The sequence below is a fragment of the Lysinibacillus mangiferihumi genome, assembly GCF_003049665.1.
Classification (GTDB): Bacteria; Bacillota; Bacilli; order Bacillales_A; family Planococcaceae; genus Lysinibacillus; species Lysinibacillus mangiferihumi.
In genome coordinates, this window is sequence record NZ_PYWM01000018.1 from 38,699 (window position 1) to 62,756 (window position 24,058).

The following is a 24,058-nucleotide window of genomic DNA, read 5'->3' on the forward strand; positions in this document are numbered from 1 at the left end:
CAGATAAGGAATGACAAAACACCTTTATTGGCTTACTAAACATATTTGGAAGGAATGTTTCACTATGAGTTATGATGTTCATATCGGAAGGTTAATCAGTGGGAGAAGAGAATTAGAAGGTAAGGGTAATTATCTACTATGTACGGCCAATCAAACGATTCAAGAAATAACGACATTTGGTTCCAAAGATGGGATATTTATTAGTACGCGTGATTTGGAGAATGGCCTTTACGACTTCTGCAAATCTGCAATTGCTCGCTATATAGAAGAAGGAAGAAACAAGGATGTGTATACTTTCTCACTCTATACGGATAGCTATAATGGAAGCTATATAGTGTACATTAATAATCGGGATTCTTTAGAGCAAACGGTTGCTCAATACTATGCACAATATCAAGAAAGTTACTTGGAAACTGGTAGCAAGTTTTACAATCAAACTCTTGAGCAAATCTATCGTTCCTGTAAATTTAGTGAAGGCGATTATCCCTTTATGTACGACGAGATGCCGAATGGTCTTGAAACCTATCTTGAAATGTTCAACTGTATTAGCCAAGAAACACCCGCGTATTTAAGTAATGACAAGAACTACATATTTGAGAAGACCATTATAGATTCAGAGCTCTTTTTAATTGCCATCCAAGTTATTCATCGATTGCAAAATGACCTAAAGCAATTGAACCGTACGGAGGACTTTATTGCCTACGTGTCAGCCGCGGATGGCGTTGGTGGTGATTATTTGACATTAAGCCAGCTCATAAGAAAAACTGTACCCGAAGACCAATTGTATCAATCAATGCCTGACTTAATGAAGAAAGATATGGAATTCCATGCTGCTGTCGATGCTATACAGCAACGCCCCCTTGTTCAACAGGTAAAACATTGGGTAGATGTAATCGAAAGAGGAGAATTTGGTAAAGGCAGCATGCGAAGCTTCTGGCGAACAGATTATGAGGCTTATGAACAACTTGTGGGGCTTGGAGGTCAAGCCATCCCACATATTCAAGAGCATCTGAACAGTGAACTTAAAGATGACACTAGGCGCATTCTAATGGTGGTATTAGAAGATCTGGCAGAACAAGCTGCTCGCTTATAATTTTACAAAATCGTATAAGGCGAAAAGGGGAATCCAATATGACGCAACGACTACCATGTAAGACGGAAGGCTGTAGCGCAACAATACTGCCGACTACAGCAGCCAAAACGGGCGGTATTTGTATGCCATGTCATCAGGAGCATGCACGAAAAAAGCAACAAGCTTATATTGAGCAGCACCGCAAAACGGTTAATCTCTATGAAGGACTTACGAATTATGTGGACATTCTTAAGGTAATGCATGCGCCGACAACGTATGCTCCTCTTATTCAATACATTCCTTATCCGTTAAGCATGGAGCAGATATACATAGCATTATCAGAACAAGAAGCGGACAATATGTTGAAATATGCCATGGAATTACTCGCTAAAAACAATGAAAATGAAGCAGAGGACATTCTATTGTCGCTAGTATGCTATCGAAATAAAAATATCGCCAATGCTTTACCTGAACTGATCGAGCGTAGCTTGTTTCATTATCCACTTGTTTTTAAAGATGCACCACCAGATATACAACAGCTCCTTTTAGAGCGTGTTAAATGGGATCAGGATAACCGAAACCATCTCCTCCTTGTGCTCGGTTGGATTGGTAATGCCATGGTCATAGAGCAGTTTCGGCAATGGCAAAAACAGCCGCCAATATGGACAGAGCAGTTGTATGTAACGCCAGAAACCTACGCTCTTGAAGGCGGATGGGAGCTTAGCCGTGACGGAAAGAGGCGTGACCTAATTAACCATGTCTGCTATGCAATTAGGCAAACAGATCAACAAAGTGAAGATTTCAATGAAGAGCAGTATGCGCATTTTCTTGGGATAAGCCATTCAACCTGTCCGTGGTGTAATAGGAAGTTAACGAAATTAATGGACGTGGCTACCGCTCATCCATCTTTGCAATACCTCAACATGCACAAGAACTTGCAGGTAATAACCTGTGATTTATGTGGAAGCTTTAGCACGATTTATATGGAGTTGGGCAATGATGGTGTTCCAGTTTGGAGCCGTTATAATCAAGAACCAGCGTATCTTCCAGAGAGTGATGACGTAAACAGCTCTACTGAAATCACACCTATGTTAGCCCTTTCACATGAGCCACAATCACCTTACTATGCTGCGCTTTGAACAATGTCACAATTAAATTCGCAGATTGGTGGTTATCCAAGCTGGGTGCAGGATCCAGCATATCCTCTTTGCCCCTGCTGTGAACAAAGAATGCGGTTTATAGGGCAGATTGATTATGCTGATTTTGATGAATATGCTGAAGGTATTTTTTACATGTTTATCTGTCCAAAAGACAGCATTACAGCAACCATCTATCAGCAAAGTTAAATAACGTTACCATGTCAAAGGGGGAATAATCTTGCGTTGGAAGGAAGTTAGCAAGACAGATAATCTGTCACTTGTCCACCAGGCAGCAATGGAACTGGATGTGAATGAACGGGACGAGCGCGGGAGGACACCGCTGATGCTTTTTTTAACTAATCGAATGCCTGTACAAGCGATTGAAATATTAATAGAGCACGGAGCAGAACTTGAAGCACAAGATAAACTTGGTGAAACGCCACTAAAAAAAGCTGTAAAGTTTAAGCAAGTGGATGCTATATTGAAGCTGATCGAAGCGGGAGCCGAACTGGATTCGCCACTGGGTATTTTAGCGACGGCTTGGAATGCAGCTCGTACAGATAAAAAGCTTGCTGACCTTCTGCTTGCAACAAAAGGAGCGGTTCGCCTTTCGTTGACAATGGAAGAACAAAGCTTTGTTGAGGAGCTGTTGTATGAAGAGTCACAAAACAAACTATGCGAGAAAATAGCACACATTAATTCGCCAGAAATATTACATGCCATTGTGAACGGATATAACTGGGATGATGGTCCGGAACCGATGCTATGCGTTTTTCATAATCCAGCAACGCCAGAAATTACACTTCTTGATATGTATGATTTGTTAGATGGGGATTACTGGATGGACAAGAGGGATTCACATGATTTATTAAACACAGGTGAGGAGAAGCGTTTTACGGAGCTTGCTGTTGCACTGTATAAAAGATTAAAGCAGTGCCGTCACTAATGATAAGAAGAGCCCGCTTTGCAAGCGAGCTCTTTGTATTATTAGTAAGCATTTAATTTATTGATAACTTTCTCTGCAAACACATTGCTAAAGCGAATAATTCCATGTTCTTGTATAATCAGCCCTTCGTTGAGGCGATGATCGAGCCAATCTGTAATAAAGGAAGGTGCATACCCACCTAGACCGAACTCACTGCCAAATGCGATGATGTTTTGATAAGCTTCTATATATTGGTCGTAACTAGTTTCAGGATACGACTTTGTATATAACCAAAATTGCACATCATACATGGTATAGGATAATTGATCTGCATGAAAACTAAAATGGCCTTTCTCTTCGACAATCTGTGTACATATGCTACGGATTTTCTGTTCCACTTGATCCACCTCTGTTACACGAGAGCACAGCTCCTCCAGCAGAGGAGAAAACTTCCCATGCGCTACTTTAGCCAGGGCTTCTTCTTTGTCTTCTTCAGAAGTATCATAGTGTTCTTCATTCACTAAGCCTTTAATAAATGCTTCAAAATTATCGGCAAGGAACGTAATCTCATAATCATCTTCTTGATCGACATGAATCACTTCAGGTTCACCATCTCGACCACATGCTCGATAGTCTAACATCACGACATCATGCCCGGCTGAAGGACAATCACAAATAACTACTCCAATGTCTGGATATCCCCATTCCTCTATCATAAACGGACTGCCCAAATCTCCGCATAGGGAATAGCTTTTCTCACGTCCAATACCCATAATACCTGTAATGGCAATATGATCTTCCGCCCAGGAAGTTGCCACCTCTGTTGGAAAGCAAGTATTCCTCGGTACTCCGCCATTATGTTGCTTCATTAAATAAATATACGAAGCGGGGAGTTTATAACCAAGCTCTTTCTCTATAGAGGCAATTAATTCATCCGACGGTGGCTCTGATTGATAGGATTTTCTTGCATACTCGCTATCTTCCCAAAATGCATGTAGAGACATCTCTGAAAAAGGAATCCTCTTTTCTACGGAGCCACCACGCTCGGAGTAAGCTTTCTTCTGGGCAAGCCGAAGTTCTTCACTTTTTTGCTTCTTGGCTTTAAGGGTACTCTGTCTTAAAAAATACTCGGTGCTGCGATCTCCGGAATCTAATTGGTCAGATATGCTAAAAGCTTGAGCTGCTTCCTCATAGCGCTTTAAATAATAGAAAGCAAAGCCTACCCGATAATGCCATAGCGCATCTTGTTTACCTGCCTCAGAAATTTTACTAAAATGATTGAGCGCTTCTTCGTAAAGACCCAAATTGTTATAGGCTCTAGCCAAAATGCTAATCAATTCATCGTCTCGTTCTTCTTCAGGAATTGCTAAAAGGGTATCGACAATTCGCTGATGCTCATCTACTTCATGCCACTCGTTCAATTGATTTATAAGCTTTTGTTCCATTGCTACCTCCAAATGATTATTCAATAAATACTACCTATGTATCTGGTCAATCCTTACCTTTAAAATAGTAACATCTATAAATGAAGGATTCTAGAATTTTCCTGTATGAAACCATTAAGCCGGATTTACATTTTGATTGTTTATTGATTACTTCATGCCCATTTGTCCCATGATATAGGTAGATGGGGGGTGCAGGCTAATGGATTATGAATACACCGTGAAGTTTTACTTTAACGAAAGCCGTGAAGAAGAATATAAAATTAAAAATAATATTGGACAAGAAACATTTGTAGAAGAACTGTCTAATGGATTTAATGAAAAGCCTTGGTATTCATTTACCGAAACTGAACATTTTAAAACGATATTAATTAGCACGAAGGAAGTTTATAAGGTATCGGTCGTGCAAAATGTTGTCACATTTGATTAATTCAATGAATTTAATGTTTTTATCGTTATGCTTACAACTATATTTCAAAAGGAAGCTCTAATCGCTTCCTTTTTGTTTATATAATATTACGCTATAGAAAATGGCGATTAGTGTAAATAAAAAGGTTAACGTTAAATCGTCTGTTTCGTTTCATACTGGATGTTTACTTTGATTTTGTGCAAGTCCCTATCAATTTTTGAAATTAACATATGTATTTCTTCATTTTCTGAAGCGTTAAACGTCTCTCCTCTTCGTTTGCTTAACGTGACTGTTTGATTGATTAACCGCAAACAAGATTTAATTAACGCTAAATCTGTTTTGATTGCTTCTTTATTTAAAATGTCTATTTCATCCATTAATACTCACCCCCACTATAGATAATACAATATTAGTAATAATAGTAACCAATGCACAGCGCTGTCCTCAAAAAACTGATGAAATATATCTTAACCAGTTCATCTGTTGTTCATCTTGCCTTTGTAAAATATATCTGGGCAATAAATGTATGCATTCTTATAAAGGTACATTTAAATTTGTGCTATGAATCGGGTGATTGAAATGCTAATAATGGCTACAATATTTATTACAGCAGCACTAATTTTTTATACAGTAGGAGTATGGTCAGAAAAATTTCGAAAAACATTAAAATTGTGGCATGTGATTATTTTTTGGATAGGCTTCATGTGCGATACGCTTGGAACGACCATGATGGAAAAAATGGCTACAGAAGGATCTTTATTTAGCTTTCATGGCGTAACAGGTTTATTAGCTATTGTGTTAATGTTATTTCATGCCATTTGGGCTTCTATTGTATTGGTGAAAAATGACTCTAAAATGAAGCATAAGTTCCATAAGTTAAGCATGGTGGTATGGTTCATCTGGTTGTTTCCTTATATATCTGGAATGATATTTGGAATGATTAATAAAATTTAAAGTTTAGTTCTTTGAAAAAATGTTCTAAAAATTACCCTGTTTATTATTATGTCACAATACTTTCATTTGATATTCAAATCTTATATGGTATGGTTTTGAATGGGGCATTTACTGAATTCCAATTTTCAATGGGCGCTATCTAAATCAACATTATATTTTAGTTCTAAAATAAATGTATGGGCAAAATAACATCCAATTAGATGGTTACAATTAATGTAAATCCCTTTTGAATGAGTGGTGGATGAAAACATCCCTCTAATGAAACACGGAGCAATGAAGGTGATACAATTTAATTACTTGCTACTACATTAATAAATTATGAAAGAGCTGATAAGATATGACATGGGGTTTAGTTATGACAATAGTGATTGGATCTATTGTTAAATTGGTAATGAGTCCTCCAAGCATCGTTGTAGGATGGACTGTCAGTAAATTTGAACTGCACAAAAAACTGGATGCAAAAGATGTTACCGTAACCTATAACGGAAAGAATTTAGAAGAAGAAGAAAAAAGTAGATTTACTAACTATTTTAATGAAGCTTCGTTTTTAAAAAAGCATTATATTTTCCCAGGTAATGAAAAGTTATTTTTAGAACCTGAATCGAATATCACGCCATTTGTTATCAATTTTAAAAAAGGCAAAAAGGATATACACTTCTTTGTTTTTAATTACGATAATCACGTTGATATCGTGAAGAAATACAAGGAAAAAGTCGTTTCGTACAGTGTAAGTTCTGATTGTTTACAAAACTTTTCAACGTCTAAAGGTTTAGTATAAAAAGCTTTCATAGCAAATGATTCAACCAGTTGTCGGTATTATAGCGGCGACTGGTTGTTTTCGTTTTACATGAAATGAAAAAGGCACTTACCAAATTGTAAGTGCCTTTTATTGCGTCGTCTTTTTTAAAATAGTAAAAAAATTGCTATCGTTTGTGATTGTATAGTCCTCTTTGGTACTTATGACAGTCAGTGATTTATTATGTGAATCAAGGAATATCGCATAACCTGTATTTAATGTGAAGTTGATTCGGTAATCATAATCAAGCAAGGATGCTGATGCTTTTTCAAATTTGGCGTTTTTAAAAGATTCTAAAAGTTCTTTTTGTGTTTCTTCGGGGAGTTTTATTTCTGTAAATATATCTTTGTCGCCTATATTGACTCTATGAACAGTGACAGTTGGATTGGCTGCATTGAAATTAGCGTTCGTTAATACATCTGTTGCAGAATAAGTTCGACTTTTTATTGCAATAAAAAAACTAGCAACAACGATTACAAGTAAAACCCCTCTTTATCCTTTTTTTATAAAATTATAGCAAAATGCTGCAATTAAAAAGAATAGCATTTGCAATTCTATTACGAAAGATCATAAAATTTTTATATTGTATTTATTTGAAAATTGACTAGGATGGATTTTGTTTATAAAATTTGTGTACTGTGTTTAGTAAGTTAGTGGTTTTTACAGCACAAAATAGCTTTAAGTTAGCAGCATTTGCCTTCTATAAAAATTAGCAAATACATGAATTACACGTGATTTTCTTACTAATGGTTAGAGGTTAGTTAAAATGATTAATAATACATGGCGTTTGAATGGATGGTGTCAGTAAATGTTAGCAGAAAATATAAGGTCAGCTAAAAGAGGAAAAAATGAACGGAATGGTATTCACAATTGGCATCCCTATTATGCTAGTTACTCTGAATACTTTGTGGAGGATATGCTAGATTATTTAGGAGCTAATGAAAGCTCGATTGTACTCGATCCTTGGATGGGTAGTGGGACAACGGCTTTAGTGTGCCAAAAGAGAGGAATCAAATCTTTTGGTATAGATATCAACCCAGTGATGGTCATTTTTTCGAAAGCTAAAACTAGAAATTTAATTGAATTTAATTTGGATAGTATCGGAAATGCTATTAAGGAAACTGCTAGTCATGTGAAACTTGCAGAAGATGAATTTTTAAATAATGAAGACACATTAGAATTTGTAAGTTATAAACATCTGAATGTGTTAAATAAAATTCAACTAGCTATCGACGACGTTTGTAAGCATCACAGCGATATTTCGGATGCACCATTATCAGATACAATACGAGCTTTTTACTTTGCAGTTCTATTTAGATGTTTAAGATACGTAGGGAAATTCAAGATAGGTAAAAATCCAACATGGCTAGTGAATGAAATACGCAAAGCGAGAACCGACGAAGTAGATACATATCATTTATTTTATCATTATGTAAAGGCCATGATAAAAGACTTAGAAACATACTATACGAATATTTTAAATTATGACTATTTCTATCCCTCTTTGTATGAAGGGGACAGTAAAAAAATGATTTTTTCTGATTGTACCGCAGATAATATCATTACTTCTCCTCCGTATTTAACACGCATTGATTACGCTGTTTCTACAAAGCCAGAATTATTGTTTTTAGGCTATAAACAAGATACGGATTTTGATAGAGTGAGAAGAGCGACTATGGGAGCTCCTGTTATTGCTGATAAAAATATAGACATAAACGAAAAATGGGGTAGTTGTATTTGTTCCTTTTTAAAACAAGTGAAAGAACATCATGCAAAAGCCTCCCAAAGTTATTACCTACCTATATTTCTACAGTATTTTAGAGATGCATTTGAGTCATTACGTGAAATCAAACGAGTGTTAAAACCGAATGGAAAAGCTTGTCTTGTGGTGCAATCTTCTTATTATAAAGATGTAGAAGCTAAACTAGGAGAAATGTATGTGGAAATGGCTCAATCCCTTAATTTAGAAGCACAAATTATTAAACGAGATGTTGTGAAACATCATTTAGCCAATGTTAATACGAAATCTTCGAAATATGTGAAAAATAAAATTTACTATGAGGATGCTGTTCTTATAAGAAAGAAGGGGAAAAATTGACGGAGTATAGTAGCCATAGAGAACAAGTAGCACAAGTTCATCGTGTGTCAGATAGACAAAATATCGTCGAAAATGCTTTATTACACGCATTCGAACCTTTTATTTTTATAAAAGAAGTACCATTTATTAATTTTGGTAATATGACTGCTGGTGAATTAGCGAATGCATTTAGCGCTTATCCTATCGTGGTCAAATCCATTTTAGCGACGGTAAATGTTGCAGGAAGGGCGATTAAGCGAGATTTAGATATATCTATTGATACATATAGTGATAAGTTACCGAAAGAAAAAGCGGCTATTTTAGCAGGTTATATTAAACCGATGTTACCCAATGAACTTGCAATTCCTGCAATATGTGAGCTGGATAGATGGTTTTATGTAGATAAAGAAATAAGAAAATTTAAAGGTAGTTGGGAAAAAGCGATTCTTACTATTTTAAAAAAGAATGCAAGAACGGATGATTTTAAAAAAGTTAAGTTTGAATGTGATGGGGAAAACTTTCAATTAGATGCAGTACATCCATCCAATGCGCCCTATAAGGTTGGTATCGATGTCAGGAGAATTGAGGCAAAACAAGATATCCATAAAAGAGCGGATGAAATCATCAATAAGGCGAGAAAATTTAAAAAAATTTGTCCGAATGCTAGCTTTTACGCAATAATTTATTACCCATTTACGAGTGAACATATTAATTTACAAACCAGATTAAAAGATGAACATATTAATGGTGTTTTTTTTGCTACCGAATCATTTTCAAGCATTGAACAGCAGACAAAGTATATTTTAAGTTCAGAAGGTTTACTTAAGGATGAGATTTAATAAATAATGAATAAATAATAGGTTATGAAGCAAAGTTAGAAATAATAAGGAGGAAACAAATATGTCAAAGAAAAATAAAATGTTATCACTCGAACAATGTGAGGAATTACTTCAAACTTTGCAAGAGCGATTTGAGAAAAATATGAATCGCCATCAAGGTCTTGATTGGGCGACAGTACAAGCAAAGCTCGAAACGAAAGCCGAAAAATTATGGTCACTCAATGAAATGGAAAGTACTGGCGGTGAGCCTGATGTCGTAGGGCATGACGAAAATACGGGGGAGTTTATTTTTTATGATTGTGCGAAGGAAAGCCCGAAAGGTCGCAGAAGTGTTTGTTACGATCGTGAAGCATTGGAGTCAAGGAAGAAGCACCAACCAGAAAATACTGCGATAGATATGGCAACGGCTATGGGCATTGAACTTTTAACAGAAGAACAATACCGAGCATTGCAGGAACTAGGTACTTTCGATTTAAAAACATCGAGCTGGGTACAAACACCTGCAAATATTAGAAAGCTGGGCGGGGCCATCTTCTGTGATCGTCGCTACGATACGGTCTTTATGTACCACAATGGAGCGGATTCCTACTATGCTGCAAGAGGCTTCCGTGGTGCGCTTAAAGTATAATATAAAAAAACTTCGGAGAGCTTTCTAAAGCGTTTATGCTGTTTAGGAAGCTTTTAGTATTGAATGCTAAAGCAAAACATTCATATACTAGCGACTTCTAGCGTTTGAAGGCTAATCACCATAAGGAGAGTCCAAACGATGAAGAGCTAGTTTTGTTAATAATGAAAACAGTCATCCATGCAAATTTGCAGGGTGACTGTTTCTTTCATATGAAAGCGGGAGCTAGTGAAAAAATGTAAAGACCGTATTTCAACCAGCTCGTCTATTTTGAAACACAATGAAAAGGGTCATTAGGCTGGGCATAACCCTTTTTAAAGAGAGGTGCAATGAATCTGTATGTTAGAATTAGCAGTCTTCTTTGCTATTTATGAAAGTAGCGCCAACAATAATTAAAAGAATGAATAATACAACGATTAGAGCGAATGTTGAACCATAGCCATTGTTATTACCGTATTCATAGTTACCACAATAATTGTTGTTCCAATTGCCCCCTACATTTCCGCCGAAGTATCCCATGGAAAATCCCTCCTTTCTTCAATATATAGTATGTAAACTACTAAGAAGTGGAGGGGTGTTTATCCATTGGGGTAAGAAAAATAATGAAATCGCCACAAAAATCGTTGGAATCGCCACTAGAACAAAAGAAATCGCCACTAAAGCGGAAGAATCGCCACAAAAACCTCCAAAATCGCCACAAAAACCATTTGTTCTTCGGTTCGTTATTGGTTACATCGCAACCCAGTGATCTTTAGAAACTTCCACAAGTTGTGTATTGTCTAAGTTAAAACGGTTCACCATCAACTCTTCTTCGGTCATGACTTGGCGTTTCTTTTGTTTTTCAATTGCTGGGTCTGGAATCGGAATAGACTGCAATAACATTTTGGTATAAGGATGTTGTGGATTGGCATACAGCTCTTCGCTCTCTGCTAATTCTACAATTTTTCCTCCATACATAACGGCAACGCGATCGCTAATATGTTTGACCATCGACAAATCATGGGCGATAAATAAATAGGTTAATCCTAAATGTTGTTGTAAGTCTTTCAATAAATCCACAACTTGCTTTTGAATGGAAACATCTAGAGCAGACAGTGGTTCATCACATACTATAAAATTTGGCTCGACAGCTAAAGCACGTGCAATGCCAATACGTTGACGTTGCCCGCCACTAAATTCATGAGGGTAGCGTAAAGCATGTTCTTTTTTTAAGCCTACTAGTTCGAGTAATTCTTCAACTCGGGCACGACGTTGTTCTGTTGATGTCGTTAATTTATGTACATCAAGCGCTTCCCCAATAATATCAAGGACCTTTTTACGAGGGTTTAGTGATGAATAGGGGTCTTGGAAAATAATTTGCATATGGCGTCGCATACTTTTTAACTCATTTTTAGATAAGCGTGTAACAGGTACCCCTTTATACAATACTTCACCATCTGTTGGTTCATGGAGCTGTAAAATCGTACGTCCTGTTGTTGACTTGCCTGATCCGGATTCACCAACGAGCCCCAATGTCTCGCCAGGGAAAATACGGAATGATAAGTCATCGACTGCCTTTAAAAGTTCACCTTTCTTTAAATCGAAATGCTTTGATAAATTGCGAACTTCAATTAGCGGTACAGTTAAATCGATATCTTGTGCGATATGGGGTGGCTGTTTCGGTTCTTTTTTTTCATGAAGCTTTGGCAATGCGTTTAACAGACGCTTTGTATAGGGATGCTGTGGGTTAGCGAATATTTCTTCCGTAGTGCCTTCCTCAACGATTTCTCCCTCTTTCATGACAATGACACGATCACACATACCGGCAACTACACCTAAATCATGCGTAATTAAGATAATAGATGTCCCTAGACGTTCTTGCATTTGTTTCATAATGCTTAAAATTTGTGCTTGGATTGTGACATCCAGTGCTGTTGTTGGTTCGTCAGCAATTAACAGGGCAGGGTTACAGGCAAGAGCCATGGTAATCATGACACGTTGACGCATACCACCACTAAATTCATGCGGGTACTGATGATAACGCTCCTCGCTATTTTTTATACCAACAGATTTTAATAATTCAATCGTTTTTTCGTAGGCTTGCTTTTTAGTCATTTTTTGATGCTTCATTAAACCTTCAGCGATTTGTTCACCAACACGAATGGTTGGGTTAGTGGAAGTCATTGGGTCTTGGAAAATCATACTAATATCTTTTCCCCGAATTGCTTCCATTTGCTTTTCCGATTGTGTCACTAGATTGTCCCCTTGGAAAAGAATTGTTCCAGACTTTAAAAAAGAAGGGGGGGAAGGGAGAAGGCGCATGATGGATCGAGCCGTTACACTTTTACCGCTACCAGATTCGCCTACAATGCCCACTGTTTCTCCTTTATTGACATAAAAGTTTACCCCTTTTACTGCTTCAAATTCACTTTCACCTGTAATAAAAGAAACGCGTAAATCTTGTATTTCAAGAATTTTTTCACTCATCGAATGCTCATCCTTTTATAAATTTTAAATATTCTTGTTGACGAAATGTAGTCGTTCATACATACTATACTATACAGGTAGGGATTGTACAATATAACCTGTCATGTAAATTATTTCGTTTGATTTTCATACCTTACTACTATAGTAAACGCAGAAAGGAGGAAATACATGATTAATTTTCAGAATATTAAAAAGTTTGATGGGAATTATTATTTCAAGCGGGTTTTTAGCGAGATAACGAGGAAACATAGTTATTCAATTGCACTTTTTTTACTAGGATTCCCAGTTCATGTTGTTACATATTTTTTATATTTGTTAAAAAAGGATAAAAATTTATATGTGCCGTTGTTTGCACAAATGAAACAACAATTTATTTCAGAGGGAAAAGTACATGCTTGGGCAGCGGAATATAGGCTACAGGAACAAACAAAGGCTGCATTTTTTAATAAATCACTGAATGAACGTCAACTGGATTTGGTTGTTAATCAATTAACAGAACAAAAGCTACATAGAGAAATAGAAAAAATATTAACAAAGGATGGTTTAGCAAAGCCTTCCTATAAGAGTTATTTTAGCGAACTGCTTGGAAATCCACTGTTTTTAGTTTTGTCATTTATTCCAGGCGTTTTTATGTATATTTTCCTTATCTTATGTAGTAACGCATTTAGTCGGTTTATCGTTGAACGTTTAGTTCAAAGTGCCTTTGTCATCGTTGGTGTTGCCACATTAGTATTTACGATTTTATATTTATCACCATTTGACCCTGCTCGCAATTTGCTAGGTATTGAGGCAACACCTGAACAAGTCGCAAATTTTAATAAAATTTATGGACTCGATCAACCTTACTTAGTGCAACTATGGCATTCATTATCTGGGCTGTTTACGTTTGATTTAGGCAATTCGTTTGAAGGCAAGGAAAATATTACGCAAAGTATTATGAATAAATTTCCTGTGACATTGGAAATTGCCCTATTGTCATTACTAATGGCGGTGGCGATTGCCATTCCTGTTGGGATTATCTCAGCGGTAAGACCAAATTCTTTTGCAGATTATGCGTTTATGTTTATCGCACTTATTGGTTTATCCATACCGAGCTTCTGGCAAGGTTTGATTTTTATTTTAACGTTTTCATTAAAATTACAATGGTTCCCAGCTACGTATAATCCGCATAATTGGTTATCCATTGTTATGCCAGTTGTTGTATTAGGTACTTCTATTACAGCATCGATTGCTCGCATGACAAGGTCGAGCATGCTTGAAGTGATTCATGAGGATTATATTATTACAGCCAAAGCGAAAGGATTGAGTGAGCGCAAGGTTATCACAAAACATGCAATTCGCAATGCAATGATTCCTATTGTTACGGTAATCGGTCTGTTATTTGGTGGTATGCTTGGCGGTGCTTCTGTTACAGAGAAAGTATTTAACATCAGTGGTATCGGTAGCTATATCGTTGATAAACAATTTATTCCGGATATACCGGCACTCCTTGGAGGGGTTGTCTATATTGCGATTACGATTTCGATAGTCAACATGGTGATTGATGTGTTATATGCATTCTTTGATCCACGTATTCGTTCAAAAATGAAGAAATCTTAGGAGGAGAGGGTATAGTGTGAAATTCATCTCGAATGTAAAGCTGCTAATGAAAATAACGCAAGAATATGTCAATGCACAGTTTACCATTGTCTTTTCTGCTATTTTTTCAGTGCTGTTTTTACTAAATAGTTTTAATTTTGCTGACGGTGTATGGCGTCCCTATGTCCTTGGGCTATTTATCATTTACGTTGCTACCACTTTATATGTATGGGTCGCAACGTGGCAAATAAAAAAGGATTTAGCAAAACACCGAGAAATTCAAAAGCGAACACGACTGCTTGGTTACCCATTAATGCTAACAGTCGTTGTGGGCAATGTTTTTGCAGCAGGTTTCGGTTTTATGCTCGCAACAAAAAATAAAACGGCAGAATATACTTTTGCTATCTATGCCTTCATTACACAAATTTTTATTATCGGTATTTCGGCACTCAATTTATTTAAGCCGTATGTAGTCGATACATTTTTATTCGCAATGGGTGCGTTTTTAGCACTCGCTGTCTTTTATGCCGTGATGGCTATACTTGTAGCGCGTTACGTTACGGCTAGTAATGCGCCAAAATGGATGATACCCCTTGGTGTGGTGTTACTTTTACCTACACTAACTGGCAATTTATTTTCATTACTGCTTGGCTTGACATTAATTAAAAAAGCGCGCAATACAGATCCATCGGCAGTAGAAAAATGGCAAAAAATATGGAATAAAATCTTGCGCAATATGATGGCTGTATTCGGCATGTTCTTTATTATTTTTATGTTCTCGCTGTCAGTCGTGAGTTCATGGACATTTGATTACGATTTTGCCGTGCAAAATAATTATAGTGCCTTGCTACAGACGCCATCTTTAGACTATCCGCTCGGGACTGATAATTTTGGTCGGGATTTATTTTCTAGAATCGTATTTGGTGCTCAAATTTCATTAATCGTTGGTTTCTTTTCTACGATTATACCAGCTGTAATAGGAGGAGCACTCGGTGCGTTTTCAGGCTATTACGGAAAAAATACAGATAACATTATCATGCGTTTGCTAGATATTTTATATGCTATCCCAGGCATTTTACTAGCTATTGCAATTATTGCAGCATTTGGTGCAAATACAGTGAACTTAATTATTGCATTAAGTGTAGGGGCTATTCCAACCTATGCAAGAACGATGCGCGCCAATGTGATGCAAATTGCCAATTTTGAATTTGTTGAATCAGCAAAGGCGCTAGGCGTATCAGATGCCGCCATTATTTTTAAACATATCGTACCGAACGCTCTTGCTCCGATGATAGTAAAAGCGACTTTAACAATTGGCGGAGCGGTCATTTCGACTAGTAGTTTAAGCTTCCTTGGACTCGGTATAGAGCCGCATATACCAGAATGGGGCAATATTTTAAAAGTTGGTAGTACGTATTTAGAAACCAATGCTTATGTGGCTATTTTCCCAGGGTTATGCATTATGTTACTCGTCTTATCGTTTAATTTTTTCGGCGATGGATTACGCGATGCCCTTGATCCTAAAACAAATTAACTTATTATATTGGAGGAAAAGACAATGAACAAAAAATTATTTACATTGGCTACATCAGCAACTGTTGCTGCGGTTGCGTTAGCTGGTTGTGTAGAAACAAAATCAAATGTAGAAAATAAAGATGATAAATCAGAAACAGCTAGTACTAAACCAGTTCTTGAAGTGCTAGGGATGGCTTCACAAGAACAAGATATGAATATTGTACGAGACCAATTAGTGAAAAATGGTTTTGAAGTAAAGTTAAATATTCAACCAGACTACGGTTCTTACTCGGCACAAAAAGATGCTGGTAACTATGATGTAGCGGTATCTAGCTGGACAACTGTAACCGGCAATCCAGACTATGCAGTGCGTGGGTTATTCAGAACAAATGGAAGTTCTAGTGTACATGCCGATGCTACTGTCGATAAATTAATAGATGAAGCCAGTACGTTAACGGGGGATGCTGCAAAAGAGAAGTATAAAGAGCTAGAGCAAGCATTAGTGTTTGATAATGCGTATATTGCGCCATTATATATTTCTCAAAAGTTCCAAGGTATTTATGCAAAAGAAGTAAACCCAGACACTGTACGTTTATCAAAATCACGTGCACAAGCATGGGAAACAATTTCATTTAATGATACCGCTAAAAATGCAACAGATACATTAGTTTTACATCAAGGGATTGCTTCCTTAACTTCTCTTGACCCGGTAAAAGGAAATGACGGTTCCATTAATACATTAAATACAAATATGTATGTACGATTAGTGAATTTATCTGATACGGATGAGGTCGTTTCTAATGGTTCACTATCCTATAATCACGCTATTTCCGAAAATAACAAAGAATACTATTTCGTCTTACGTGATGATATCAATTTTGCTAAGGTGGAAAATGGCAAAGCGGTAGATACTGGCGATTTAGTATCGGCTGAAGACGTTGTATTCTCTTTACAACGTGCAAAAGATCAAAATTCAGTACCAGATCACCGCACATACTCTATTCATGAGAATATTGATTCTGTAGAAATTGTTTCAGATATAACTGCACTTGAAGCAGTGAAAACGGCTGACGGTCAATCAGTTTTAGATGAATTATCGGCTAAACTTCCTGCAGCGATTGCACAAGTTGTAACGGACGAAGCGAGTGTAGACAATGCAGCAGGTAAATATCAAGTTGTGAAAATTACAACACCGAATCCTTTCCCACAAGTGCTAAACTATTTAGCTCACCAATCGGGCGGAATTGTGTCTGAAGCGGCAGTTAAAGCAGTCAATACATTTGACGTAGCAAGTTATGACCCAAATGTAAATGTGGCATACGGTGACCAAGCTACTGTAACGGAAGGGGCAACATATGCCAATCATTTAGCGGCATCTGGACCTTACATTTTAGTTCAAAAAAATGATTATGAAGCAACGTTTGTCAAAAATCCAGCTTACCAAGTAGGGACTGAAAACGAGCCGAAAATTAATCATATTAACGTTCGATTCATTGAAGATAATGACTCAGCACTTTCTGCTCTACGTAATGGTGAAATTGACGTATTACAATCTGTGCCTGAAACGAAAATTGATGTTGTAAAAGGTGATGCAAACTTAGCGTTAAAAACAGCGGATAGTAATGCCGTATCATATTTACTAATCAATCCAAAAGGCCGTGAAGTTTCGAAATCTACAGACTTGCGTAAAGCCATCCTTTACTCTATCAACCAAGATGAATTTATTAGTTTCTATCAAGGTAATAAAAAACCAGCCGTTTCAACAGTTTCCCCACTTGTTGACACAGGCCTAAAATTAACAGCAGATAGCACAAAGGTCAAAGAATTTCTAAGTGCTTATAAAGCTAGTAAATAAAGTATCTGCCACTTTATGCAAAGCACTTCAAAGCCATTTTTTATGGTTGAAGTGCTTTTTTTAGTACAAAGATACATTATTTGTTTAAAATTGGAACTTTTCTGAGTTTTAATCGTATATGGAGAAAAAAGATAAAGAAGGGGAGTGAGGCATATGCGAAAGAAAGATGTACTTATTATGCTAGTCACTTTGATTGTAGAAGGAATCATTACTTACTTGATTGCATCGTTTTTCTCTGTTCGATTTATCGAAATTATGTTTTTTGTTGGCTTTGCCATTGCATGTGGAATTTTTTACCTTTCTAGTAGTGGTGGACCAATGGCTAGATACAATGAAGTTCAAGTTACTGCGCAAACAGGAATCATTCACAAAAGCGAGGGATTTACTACCAAGAAAGGTCCGATATTTTTGGCTTCTGTATTATTTTGTTTAATTGGACTGGTGTTTTTTCTCCTACTAATTGCAGAGATTATTCCACCTAGTGCAAAGTAATATAGAAAAGTTATGCAGCTTTTATTCCGACATTTAAAAATACTTTACTTCCATTAAAAAGCCCTTCTACCATTATCCAACGGTTAGAAGGGCTTTTGCTGTTGACATGATAAACCAAAATAGAGGACATTCTAGTGTCAGTTGTAAATCAACGTAACGAATAATTCGCATAGTAATTGGAAAGTACTTTAAGAAAAAGTCGGAGTTGATTGTTTTGATATTTAATCAAGATAAAGAAATTTACTGCTATAGCTGTCGTAAAAAAACGGTCTTTACATGTAAAGATCGACACAATAAAAGCGGAGTAGAAAGTCATTGCAGTGAATGTAGCGGCATTTGGTTTGAATGGCAAAATCGAGCCGTTGAGCGAGAAATGGAAAAGTGGGTTGAATATAACCACAAAATCGTCAATTAATACTAGTATTTCCATAAAAAAATGGTATTCTTCCTTGTAAAATATTAGATGAAAAGAAAAACCTTGCTTAAAATATTACGATATTTTACTTAAATATGATATAAATTATCCATTTCAATCACCTGTTTAGTACTTAAGGTTTGCTAATATGGCTATGTCTGATTTAGTTGTATATAATAAAATAAAGTTAACGCGTGAAGGTGATTGTATTGGACGACATAGTCATAACAGGGTATGGCATTAAAGCTCCTGGAATTCTAGATAAACATAGTTTTTTAAATGTATAAAAAAGGTATTTGTACACAGTGTAATTTAAATAATGCTCATCAGCCTCAAGCAAACATCGTTGCGGGCGTGATTGATCAGAACTTTCAGGAGATTAATGGCATAAATTATCGCGACATCCACGTTCTGTAAGAATGGCAATTGCCGCGACATTGGATGCAATTGAAATGGCAAATTTAAAAGATGTTCAACCGCATCGAATAGGTGTCATTATGGGTACATCCGCTGGAGCGATTTTGGAAATCGAAAAATATGCTGCGGATGGTTTTGATTTAAGAAAATTCCCTATTCATGGGGTTGCGCTTGTTGATACCCACACGCTTTCGAGCTCTGTTGCAGAAGCTATCGGATCGTGTGGTTCTGCATTTACCGTCATAACTGGTTGCAGTGCTAGTTTAGATGCCATTTTAATAGGGAAACAATTATTAGAGTCTGGAAGTGTTGATGCTTGCATTGTAGGAGGAACAGAGGCTCCTTTAGGCCAATGGACAATTAATGGCTTTAAAAAATTGAGGTCTCTTTCAACAGAGAGCTCAATCGAAAAAAGCGGGTGTTCCCTTTTCAACACTGCATCAAGGCTTTGTTTTATCCGAGGGAGCTGGCGTTATGATTTTAGAACGTAGACAATCTGCAAATGCACAAGGGCAGAGCATTTATGGGAAGGTTGAGCGTGTTATTTCGAGAAATGAAGGGCAGAAACTATTAAATTCTGATAGTACTGGTAGACATATGTTAGACGTTTTTCAAGAAACGGTTGGGGATACACTACCAAGTTATATAAACAGTCAGGCACTAGGCATAGCATTGAATGATCAAATCGATAAAAGAAGAAGCTATTACATCCGCTTCGGGGGAAGTTGTATGGGTACAAACGGTCAAAGTTCCGATTCATATCAATGATAGTGCTACATTACTGGCAGTTTCAACTGATATTACGGAACGCAAGCGCTATGAAGATGAAATCAAGTTTCAAGCTAATCATGATGCATTAACAGGGTTACCAAATAGAAGGATGTTCAATGAAGATTTAATAGTGCAGCAAAACTTAAAGGAAGTCAAAATGCCATATTGTTCTTTGATCTAGATCGTTTTAAATATATCAATGATTCACTTGGGCATGATGTGGGTGATCTCTTATTGATTGAAGTATCAAGGCGTATTGAAATATTGCTAAAAGAAAAACATAGCAAGGCAACGATCTATCGACTCGGTGGAGATGAATTTACCATTTTACTGCCTGATTATGATGCTACTGAAAGTGAGAGATTTGCTAAAGATTTGTTATATCGATTTAATACAGCGTTTTGGATTGATGGAAGTGAGTATTTCATTACACCAAGTATTGGTATTAGCACTTTCCCTAATGATGGGTATGATGCGAATACATTGATTAAGCATGCAGATACAGCCATGTACTACGTAAAAGAACGAGGGAAAAATAACTATCAATTATTTACTTCAGAAATGCAACAACACTTCTATCGAAAGATGATGCTTGAAAAGCAATTACGAACAGCATTAGATAATGAGGAGTTTGAGCTTTATTACCAGCCTATTATTGATGTGAAAACGAATGAAATTATTGCTATGGAATCACTCATTAGATGGAATAATGAGGTGCTTGGTCAAGTTACCCCAGATGAATTTATTTCGGTTATGGAAGAAACAGGGATGATTATTCCGATAGGTAAATGGATATTGACTACAGCCATAGCACAAACTGCCCGTTGGCACAATGAAACAAATAAGCCTTTAAAAATAAGTATTAATGTATCGGTGAAGCAGCTGCTTGAATCAACATTTGTAGAAAATGTTAAGCAAGCAATAGAGAATGCTTCATTCGATGCATCCTATGTTGTGTTGGAGATTACGGAGAGTATTGCGATGTACGCTGAGTCAATGATTGAAAAATTATATGCATTGAAAAAACAAGGAATCAGTCTATCAATGGATGATTTCGGCACAGGCTATTCATCGCTTAGTTATTTAAATAAATATCCATTGGATTCCTTAAAAATTGATAAATCATTTGTTATTGGGATGAACCAAGATGATGAAAACAAAGCGCTTGTCAAAACCATTATAGCGATAGCCAAGCAGCTCGATTTAAAAGTAATAGCGGAAGGAGTAGAAGGGGCGGAAGAATACGAATTCTTAGCCGAAATTGGCTGTGACTATGCGCAAGGTTATTTGTATAGCCGACCACTGCCTGTCGCAGCATTTAAAGCGCAATGGCTTAGCATTAACTGATGTACTTCCTATCCATTAACAGTTAAAATTTGTTAGCTAGGCTTTCTCTTTTTGAGGAAGCCTTTGCTATAATTACAATAATTGTATTGCGACTATACGGTTGAACAAAATAGTGGAGATAGACAAATAGATTAAAAGGAGCGAATGGTGTTTATGAAAAAATGGATAGTATTCTTTACGCTAATAATATGCTTAAGCTTTCAATCAAATACAAAAGCACAGGTTATTTGGGATGGTGCGGAAATTACAAAAGGGCAAACTGGTAAATTGACCTTTTCAAAAGATGTAAAAATATATAAAAAAAATGCTGATGGCACGTTCACCTCACTCGTTGTCAAGAAAGGAGAATTTTATCGTGTATACGGCCATGAGTATTCGACTGTTGGCAAAGTATACAAGATGAGTGGTGGCTATCGTGTACAAGCAACCAATTTAGTGATTTACAAGGATGTTCCGTTAGCTATTCAACAACAAGTAGCAGGTGAAAAGTTTACGGTTGGAACACCTATATTTTCAAGCTCAGCAAAAGGCGTTTCTATTAAAGAAGCCCCGAATAGTTCAGCAAAAACTATTATGCATACGCCATATGGAGCTGTTTTTAAAGTAGTCGAGCTAAGTGGAGATTATGTAAAAGTAGAATACAATCCAAGAACGGATTCAACAATTGATTATGTATGGGGATATGTACCGCAAGACTATGTTTCCAATTTACCTGAAGGAACTATTCAATATGTAAAAGACAATGTTGATGTATCCGTTCGTCCTGGCTGGCAAAGTCAATCATTAAAGACGGGCACATCTGTTGCAGTCTATTTCACAACAGCAGATGGTCGTGCCTACGTGTCTTCAAATAAAATATATGGATACCTCCCTGCAAGTGCTTTATCCAAAACGCCAATCATGGACAAGGAGCTACTAAGTTTAGCTGAACCGTCGAACATTTTATTTGATGCAACGAAAAAGATTTCCTTATCACAAACAGCCCCAGATTACTATTTAGCCGAGTTTTCACCGACTGCTAGTAATCGCTGGCAAGGCTATATGCAACTAGTAAATGATGATGAAATTACTGGAGGTAAACAACTAGCAGGAGTTCTTAGCTATGCACTTGTAAATAATAAGCTAACTTATCATTTAGCAAGTGAAGTGCACGACCATAAAATAACGATTCAGTTCCCGCTAAAAGTGAATGATACAATTTATATCAATGGAAATGAGCAAAAAGTGACCAAAATATATGAGCACTTATCTTTAAGCATAACAGGTAGTTATGAAACATTTAACAATGTAGTAATGGCAGGCGATTATATTATTGCTAAAGGATTAGTGAAGGGTCGTTACGATTATTGGGTTCAATTGTAACGTGGTCTATTAAGAAAGTCTGTATAAAAATTTATTGATTTAAAAGAAGTGTTTCTGTATTGAATGAAAACGCTCTTTTAGTAAAAAGCTGAATTAGCAAAAAAATTGAAATATTGGTAATGAGAATTTATAATAATTACAAATATTTTATGGGAGGGATTTTTTTATATGAAACAAAAAATATGTATTTTGTTATCATTAAATTTATTGCTTTCCACATTCTTACCAATGTTTAATTATGTTGGAAACGCAGAGGCTAATAGTAGTTTTGAGAATAGTATGGAGTTAATCAATCAAGAAATAGAAGAAGTTTTAAATAATCTAAACTTTATTGAAACAAGTGAATTAAAAACTATATTTTCAATTATTGAAGATGACGGAATTCTTTATGAGTATGAAAGTTTAGTATTGAATGAGAATACAAGAGATGAAAAAATAGCTGTAAGTAAATATTTAATCGAGAATGGAGTTAGATCAAAAACAGTAGAGTATTCAGAAGAAGATGTGTATGATAATCAACTTGCAAGATTCGTGCCTTATGCCTCAGCTATTGCTGGATTTCTATGGTTTGCTGGAGCTGGATTTAAAGCGATATCAGGCAATGGACAATACGGAGTAGGATATCATATGGCAAGAAATCCTTTAACAGGGAACATCTATGAGCTGGTAGGAATACCTTGGAGACAGTAAGGTGTGTAGAAAATAAATGATATATCGATTTTTATTGATAATGGCGACATTCATCTTTATACTCAATTTATTTGTTCTTCCTACATTTTTTGCCATTGAGTCAGATAATACAGGTACTTTTATTGGCTTAATAATCATAGTAGTTATACTTCATCATCTATTAAAAAACAATGCTAAAAATTGATTTGACAAACTATATTTCGTGTAGCGCATTTGAATGGTGATGTGCTGCACGATTTTTTTGAAATGAAAATAGTTAACCAGATGCATTAGATTACCTAATTTTTTTGTCTTTTAAAAGACCGTAAATGGATTTAAATTGAAAAAAATTGCCCAAAAGATTAAAAAAATGAGCTCATGGACTAAATTAATGGTACAGTTATAAGTATATTTTAATAGTGAGTAGGAGAACGAATATGATAGAAATTAAAACATCTCCATTAAGTGATGGAGAATTCAATAGAGGGGTATTTGCTACGTGCGATATCCAAAAAGGAGAGCTGTTGCATGAAGCACCAGTCATTTCTTATCCAAATGAACAGCATCAATATATCGAGCAAACATTGCTTGGTGATTATGCTTTTGAATATGGTATAGGTCAATCTGCAATTCTTCTTGGTTATGGGATGTTGTTTAACCATTCTTATGAACCAAATGCAACCTATGAGATTAATTTTAGAAACCAGACATTTGATTTCTTTGCTTTCAAAGACATTAAGGCTGGGGAAGAAATATGTATTAATTATAATGGTGATGTAGATAATCAAGACCAATTATGGTTTAATGAGAAATAATAAAGAGTGAACGAGGCTGGGACAAAACTAAAAAAATTTAAGGAACAGAGGAAAGGTGTTCATAAATTTTTGCTATAT

26 protein-coding genes are annotated in these 24,058 nt (G+C 36.2%); 22 read left to right on the plus strand and 4 right to left on the minus strand.

Features of this window, described 5'->3' with window-relative positions; all coding sequences use genetic code 11:
- Positions 1 to 64: 64 nt before the first annotated feature.
- The 4 genes from C9J37_RS16420 to C9J37_RS16430 are packed head-to-tail and all read left to right on the plus strand — an operon-like array spanning position 65 to position 3,157.
- The gene (locus C9J37_RS16420) at positions 65 to 1,093 is read left to right on the plus strand and encodes a DUF4303 domain-containing protein (RefSeq protein ID WP_167397334.1); all 1,029 of its coding nucleotides are present in this window, start codon (positions 65 to 67) and stop codon (positions 1,091 to 1,093) included.
- A 38-nt stretch (positions 1,094 to 1,131) separates the two neighbouring features.
- Positions 1,132 to 2,211: a DUF1963 domain-containing protein gene (locus tag C9J37_RS16425; protein WP_235617145.1), complete on the plus strand. Its 1,080-nt coding sequence runs from the start codon at positions 1,132 to 1,134 to the stop codon at positions 2,209 to 2,211.
- 3 nt (positions 2,212 to 2,214) lie between these two features.
- Complete coding sequence (locus C9J37_RS29030; protein WP_235617146.1) at positions 2,215 to 2,418, plus strand: DUF1963 domain-containing protein; 204 nt, start codon at positions 2,215 to 2,217, stop codon at positions 2,416 to 2,418.
- Between the two features lie 31 nt (positions 2,419 to 2,449).
- Positions 2,450 to 3,157, plus strand: a complete 708-nt coding sequence (locus tag C9J37_RS16430; RefSeq protein ID WP_107896207.1) for a DUF4274 domain-containing protein — start codon at positions 2,450 to 2,452, stop codon at positions 3,155 to 3,157.
- 41 nt (positions 3,158 to 3,198) lie between these two features.
- Here the strand turns inward: C9J37_RS16430 and C9J37_RS16435 are convergent, their stop codons facing one another.
- Complete coding sequence (locus C9J37_RS16435; RefSeq protein WP_107896208.1) at positions 3,199 to 4,581, minus strand: SMI1/KNR4 family protein; 1,383 nt, start codon at positions 4,579 to 4,581, stop codon at positions 3,199 to 3,201.
- A 199-nt stretch (positions 4,582 to 4,780) separates the two neighbouring features.
- On the opposite strand from C9J37_RS16435, the gene C9J37_RS16440 reads away from it, so the two are divergent.
- Positions 4,781 to 5,008 carry a hypothetical protein gene (locus C9J37_RS16440; protein WP_107896209.1) on the plus strand — a complete coding sequence of 76 codons (228 nt, stop codon included), beginning with the start codon at positions 4,781 to 4,783 and terminating at the stop codon, positions 5,006 to 5,008.
- Between the two features lie 131 nt (positions 5,009 to 5,139).
- On the opposite strand, the gene C9J37_RS16445 is transcribed toward C9J37_RS16440, so the two are convergent.
- Positions 5,140 to 5,364, minus strand: a complete 225-nt coding sequence (locus C9J37_RS16445) for a phosphoglycerate mutase (RefSeq protein WP_107896210.1) — start codon at positions 5,362 to 5,364, stop codon at positions 5,140 to 5,142.
- A 202-nt stretch (positions 5,365 to 5,566) separates the two neighbouring features.
- Between C9J37_RS16445 and C9J37_RS16450 the strand changes: the two genes are divergently transcribed.
- The 5 genes from C9J37_RS16450 (at position 5,567) to C9J37_RS16470 (ending at position 10,281) form a co-directional block, all read left to right on the plus strand.
- On the plus strand, positions 5,567 to 5,941 hold the full coding sequence (locus C9J37_RS16450) for an HsmA family protein (protein WP_107896211.1): 375 nt from the start codon (positions 5,567 to 5,569) through the stop codon (positions 5,939 to 5,941).
- A 337-nt stretch (positions 5,942 to 6,278) separates the two neighbouring features.
- A complete protein-coding gene (locus C9J37_RS16455) occupies positions 6,279 to 6,719 on the plus strand; it encodes a YfmQ family protein (protein WP_024363234.1) in 441 nt (146 codons plus the stop codon).
- An 826-nt stretch (positions 6,720 to 7,545) separates the two neighbouring features.
- Positions 7,546 to 8,835 carry a DNA methyltransferase gene (locus tag C9J37_RS16460; RefSeq protein ID WP_107896212.1) on the plus strand — a complete coding sequence of 430 codons (1,290 nt, stop codon included), beginning with the start codon at positions 7,546 to 7,548 and terminating at the stop codon, positions 8,833 to 8,835.
- Positions 8,832 to 9,653, plus strand: coding sequence for a hypothetical protein (locus C9J37_RS16465; RefSeq protein WP_107896213.1), 822 nt, complete (start codon positions 8,832 to 8,834; stop codon positions 9,651 to 9,653). The genes C9J37_RS16460 and C9J37_RS16465 overlap by 4 nt, the downstream gene beginning before the upstream one ends.
- Positions 9,654 to 9,714: 61 nt before the next feature.
- Positions 9,715 to 10,281 carry a DUF4256 domain-containing protein gene (locus C9J37_RS16470; protein ID WP_107896214.1) on the plus strand — a complete coding sequence of 189 codons (567 nt, stop codon included), beginning with the start codon at positions 9,715 to 9,717 and terminating at the stop codon, positions 10,279 to 10,281.
- Between the two features lie 345 nt (positions 10,282 to 10,626).
- Here the strand turns inward: C9J37_RS16470 and C9J37_RS16475 are convergent, their stop codons facing one another.
- On the minus strand, positions 10,627 to 10,797 hold the full coding sequence (locus C9J37_RS16475; RefSeq protein ID WP_080653337.1) for a YjcZ family sporulation protein: 171 nt from the start codon (positions 10,795 to 10,797) through the stop codon (positions 10,627 to 10,629).
- A gap of 55 nt (positions 10,798 to 10,852) precedes the next feature.
- Here C9J37_RS16475 and C9J37_RS28325 point away from each other — a divergent pair, with 55 nt between their 5' ends.
- Positions 10,853 to 11,026 (plus strand): hypothetical protein, encoded by a 174-nt coding sequence (locus tag C9J37_RS28325; RefSeq protein WP_167397335.1) that lies wholly within the window; start codon positions 10,853 to 10,855, stop codon positions 11,024 to 11,026.
- Here C9J37_RS28325 and C9J37_RS16485 read toward each other — a convergent pair.
- Complete coding sequence (locus C9J37_RS16485) at positions 11,008 to 12,744, minus strand: ABC transporter ATP-binding protein (RefSeq protein WP_107896216.1); 1,737 nt, start codon at positions 12,742 to 12,744, stop codon at positions 11,008 to 11,010. The genes C9J37_RS28325 and C9J37_RS16485 overlap by 19 nt on opposite strands.
- A gap of 168 nt (positions 12,745 to 12,912) precedes the next feature.
- Between C9J37_RS16485 and C9J37_RS16490 the strand changes: the two genes are divergently transcribed.
- The 11 genes from C9J37_RS16490 to C9J37_RS16540 all read left to right on the plus strand — a co-directional run bounded on the left by C9J37_RS16490 (position 12,913) and on the right by C9J37_RS16540 (position 23,980).
- Positions 12,913 to 14,343, plus strand: a complete 1,431-nt coding sequence (locus C9J37_RS16490; RefSeq protein ID WP_107896217.1) for an ABC transporter permease — start codon at positions 12,913 to 12,915, stop codon at positions 14,341 to 14,343.
- 16 nt (positions 14,344 to 14,359) lie between these two features.
- Entirely contained in the window at positions 14,360 to 15,856 is a 1,497-nt protein-coding gene (locus C9J37_RS16495) for an ABC transporter permease (RefSeq protein ID WP_107896218.1), read from the plus strand.
- A gap of 24 nt (positions 15,857 to 15,880) precedes the next feature.
- Complete coding sequence (locus tag C9J37_RS16500) at positions 15,881 to 17,692, plus strand: ABC transporter substrate-binding protein (protein WP_107896219.1); 1,812 nt, start codon at positions 15,881 to 15,883, stop codon at positions 17,690 to 17,692.
- A 153-nt stretch (positions 17,693 to 17,845) separates the two neighbouring features.
- Positions 17,846 to 18,184, plus strand: coding sequence for a hypothetical protein (locus C9J37_RS16505; RefSeq protein WP_107896220.1), 339 nt, complete (start codon positions 17,846 to 17,848; stop codon positions 18,182 to 18,184).
- Positions 18,185 to 18,398: 214 nt separating this feature from the next.
- A complete protein-coding gene (locus tag C9J37_RS16510) occupies positions 18,399 to 18,599 on the plus strand; it encodes a hypothetical protein (protein WP_080653336.1) in 201 nt (66 codons plus the stop codon).
- A gap of 419 nt (positions 18,600 to 19,018) precedes the next feature.
- Entirely contained in the window at positions 19,019 to 19,507 is a 489-nt protein-coding gene (locus tag C9J37_RS16515) for a beta-ketoacyl synthase N-terminal-like domain-containing protein (protein ID WP_107896221.1), read from the plus strand.
- A 185-nt stretch (positions 19,508 to 19,692) separates the two neighbouring features.
- A complete protein-coding gene (locus C9J37_RS16520) occupies positions 19,693 to 19,968 on the plus strand; it encodes a PAS domain S-box protein (protein ID WP_107896222.1) in 276 nt (91 codons plus the stop codon).
- The gene (locus tag C9J37_RS16525; RefSeq protein WP_107896223.1) at positions 19,953 to 21,134 is read left to right on the plus strand and encodes a putative bifunctional diguanylate cyclase/phosphodiesterase; all 1,182 of its coding nucleotides are present in this window, start codon (positions 19,953 to 19,955) and stop codon (positions 21,132 to 21,134) included. The genes C9J37_RS16520 and C9J37_RS16525 overlap by 16 nt, the downstream gene beginning before the upstream one ends.
- A gap of 153 nt (positions 21,135 to 21,287) precedes the next feature.
- Positions 21,288 to 22,496, plus strand: a complete 1,209-nt coding sequence (locus tag C9J37_RS16530) for an SH3 domain-containing protein (RefSeq protein WP_107896224.1) — start codon at positions 21,288 to 21,290, stop codon at positions 22,494 to 22,496.
- A gap of 168 nt (positions 22,497 to 22,664) precedes the next feature.
- On the plus strand, positions 22,665 to 23,186 hold the full coding sequence (locus tag C9J37_RS16535; protein WP_107896225.1) for a hypothetical protein: 522 nt from the start codon (positions 22,665 to 22,667) through the stop codon (positions 23,184 to 23,186).
- 416 nt (positions 23,187 to 23,602) lie between these two features.
- Positions 23,603 to 23,980, plus strand: a complete 378-nt coding sequence (locus C9J37_RS16540; RefSeq protein WP_069508648.1) for an SET domain-containing protein — start codon at positions 23,603 to 23,605, stop codon at positions 23,978 to 23,980.
- The last annotated feature ends 78 nt before the right edge of the window (positions 23,981 to 24,058 follow it).

What these genes read in the sequence shown, in the direction of transcription:
- C9J37_RS16445 (WP_107896210.1), bottom strand. Translation starts at nt 5,364, where the DNA reads ATGGATGAAATAGACATTTTAAATAAAGAAGCAATCAAAACAGATTTA.
- C9J37_RS16440 (WP_107896209.1), top strand. Translation starts at nt 4,781, where the DNA reads ATGGATTATGAATACACCGTGAAGTTTTACTTTAACGAAAGCCGTGAA.
- C9J37_RS16535 (WP_107896225.1), top strand. Translation starts at nt 22,665, where the DNA reads ATGAAACAAAAAATATGTATTTTGTTATCATTAAATTTATTGCTTTCC.
- C9J37_RS16435 (WP_107896208.1), bottom strand. Translation starts at nt 4,581, where the DNA reads ATGGAACAAAAGCTTATAAATCAATTGAACGAGTGGCATGAAGTAGAT.
- C9J37_RS16420 (WP_167397334.1), top strand. Translation starts at nt 65, where the DNA reads ATGAGTTATGATGTTCATATCGGAAGGTTAATCAGTGGGAGAAGAGAA.
- C9J37_RS16460 (WP_107896212.1), top strand. Translation starts at nt 7,546, where the DNA reads ATGTTAGCAGAAAATATAAGGTCAGCTAAAAGAGGAAAAAATGAACGG.
- C9J37_RS16450 (WP_107896211.1), top strand. Translation starts at nt 5,567, where the DNA reads ATGCTAATAATGGCTACAATATTTATTACAGCAGCACTAATTTTTTAT.
- C9J37_RS29030 (WP_235617146.1), top strand. Translation starts at nt 2,215, where the DNA reads ATGTCACAATTAAATTCGCAGATTGGTGGTTATCCAAGCTGGGTGCAG.
- C9J37_RS16505 (WP_107896220.1), top strand. Translation starts at nt 17,846, where the DNA reads ATGCGAAAGAAAGATGTACTTATTATGCTAGTCACTTTGATTGTAGAA.
- C9J37_RS16425 (WP_235617145.1), top strand. Translation starts at nt 1,132, where the DNA reads ATGACGCAACGACTACCATGTAAGACGGAAGGCTGTAGCGCAACAATA.
- C9J37_RS16485 (WP_107896216.1), bottom strand. Translation starts at nt 12,744, where the DNA reads ATGAGTGAAAAAATTCTTGAAATACAAGATTTACGCGTTTCTTTTATT.
- C9J37_RS16470 (WP_107896214.1), top strand. Translation starts at nt 9,715, where the DNA reads ATGTCAAAGAAAAATAAAATGTTATCACTCGAACAATGTGAGGAATTA.
- C9J37_RS16500 (WP_107896219.1), top strand. Translation starts at nt 15,881, where the DNA reads ATGAACAAAAAATTATTTACATTGGCTACATCAGCAACTGTTGCTGCG.
- C9J37_RS16540 (WP_069508648.1), top strand. Translation starts at nt 23,603, where the DNA reads ATGATAGAAATTAAAACATCTCCATTAAGTGATGGAGAATTCAATAGA.
- C9J37_RS16520 (WP_107896222.1), top strand. Translation starts at nt 19,693, where the DNA reads ATGATCAAATCGATAAAAGAAGAAGCTATTACATCCGCTTCGGGGGAA.
- C9J37_RS16530 (WP_107896224.1), top strand. Translation starts at nt 21,288, where the DNA reads ATGAAAAAATGGATAGTATTCTTTACGCTAATAATATGCTTAAGCTTT.
- C9J37_RS16515 (WP_107896221.1), top strand. Translation starts at nt 19,019, where the DNA reads ATGGCAATTGCCGCGACATTGGATGCAATTGAAATGGCAAATTTAAAA.
- C9J37_RS16455 (WP_024363234.1), top strand. Translation starts at nt 6,279, where the DNA reads ATGACATGGGGTTTAGTTATGACAATAGTGATTGGATCTATTGTTAAA.
- C9J37_RS16475 (WP_080653337.1), bottom strand. Translation starts at nt 10,797, where the DNA reads ATGGGATACTTCGGCGGAAATGTAGGGGGCAATTGGAACAACAATTAT.
- C9J37_RS16490 (WP_107896217.1), top strand. Translation starts at nt 12,913, where the DNA reads ATGATTAATTTTCAGAATATTAAAAAGTTTGATGGGAATTATTATTTC.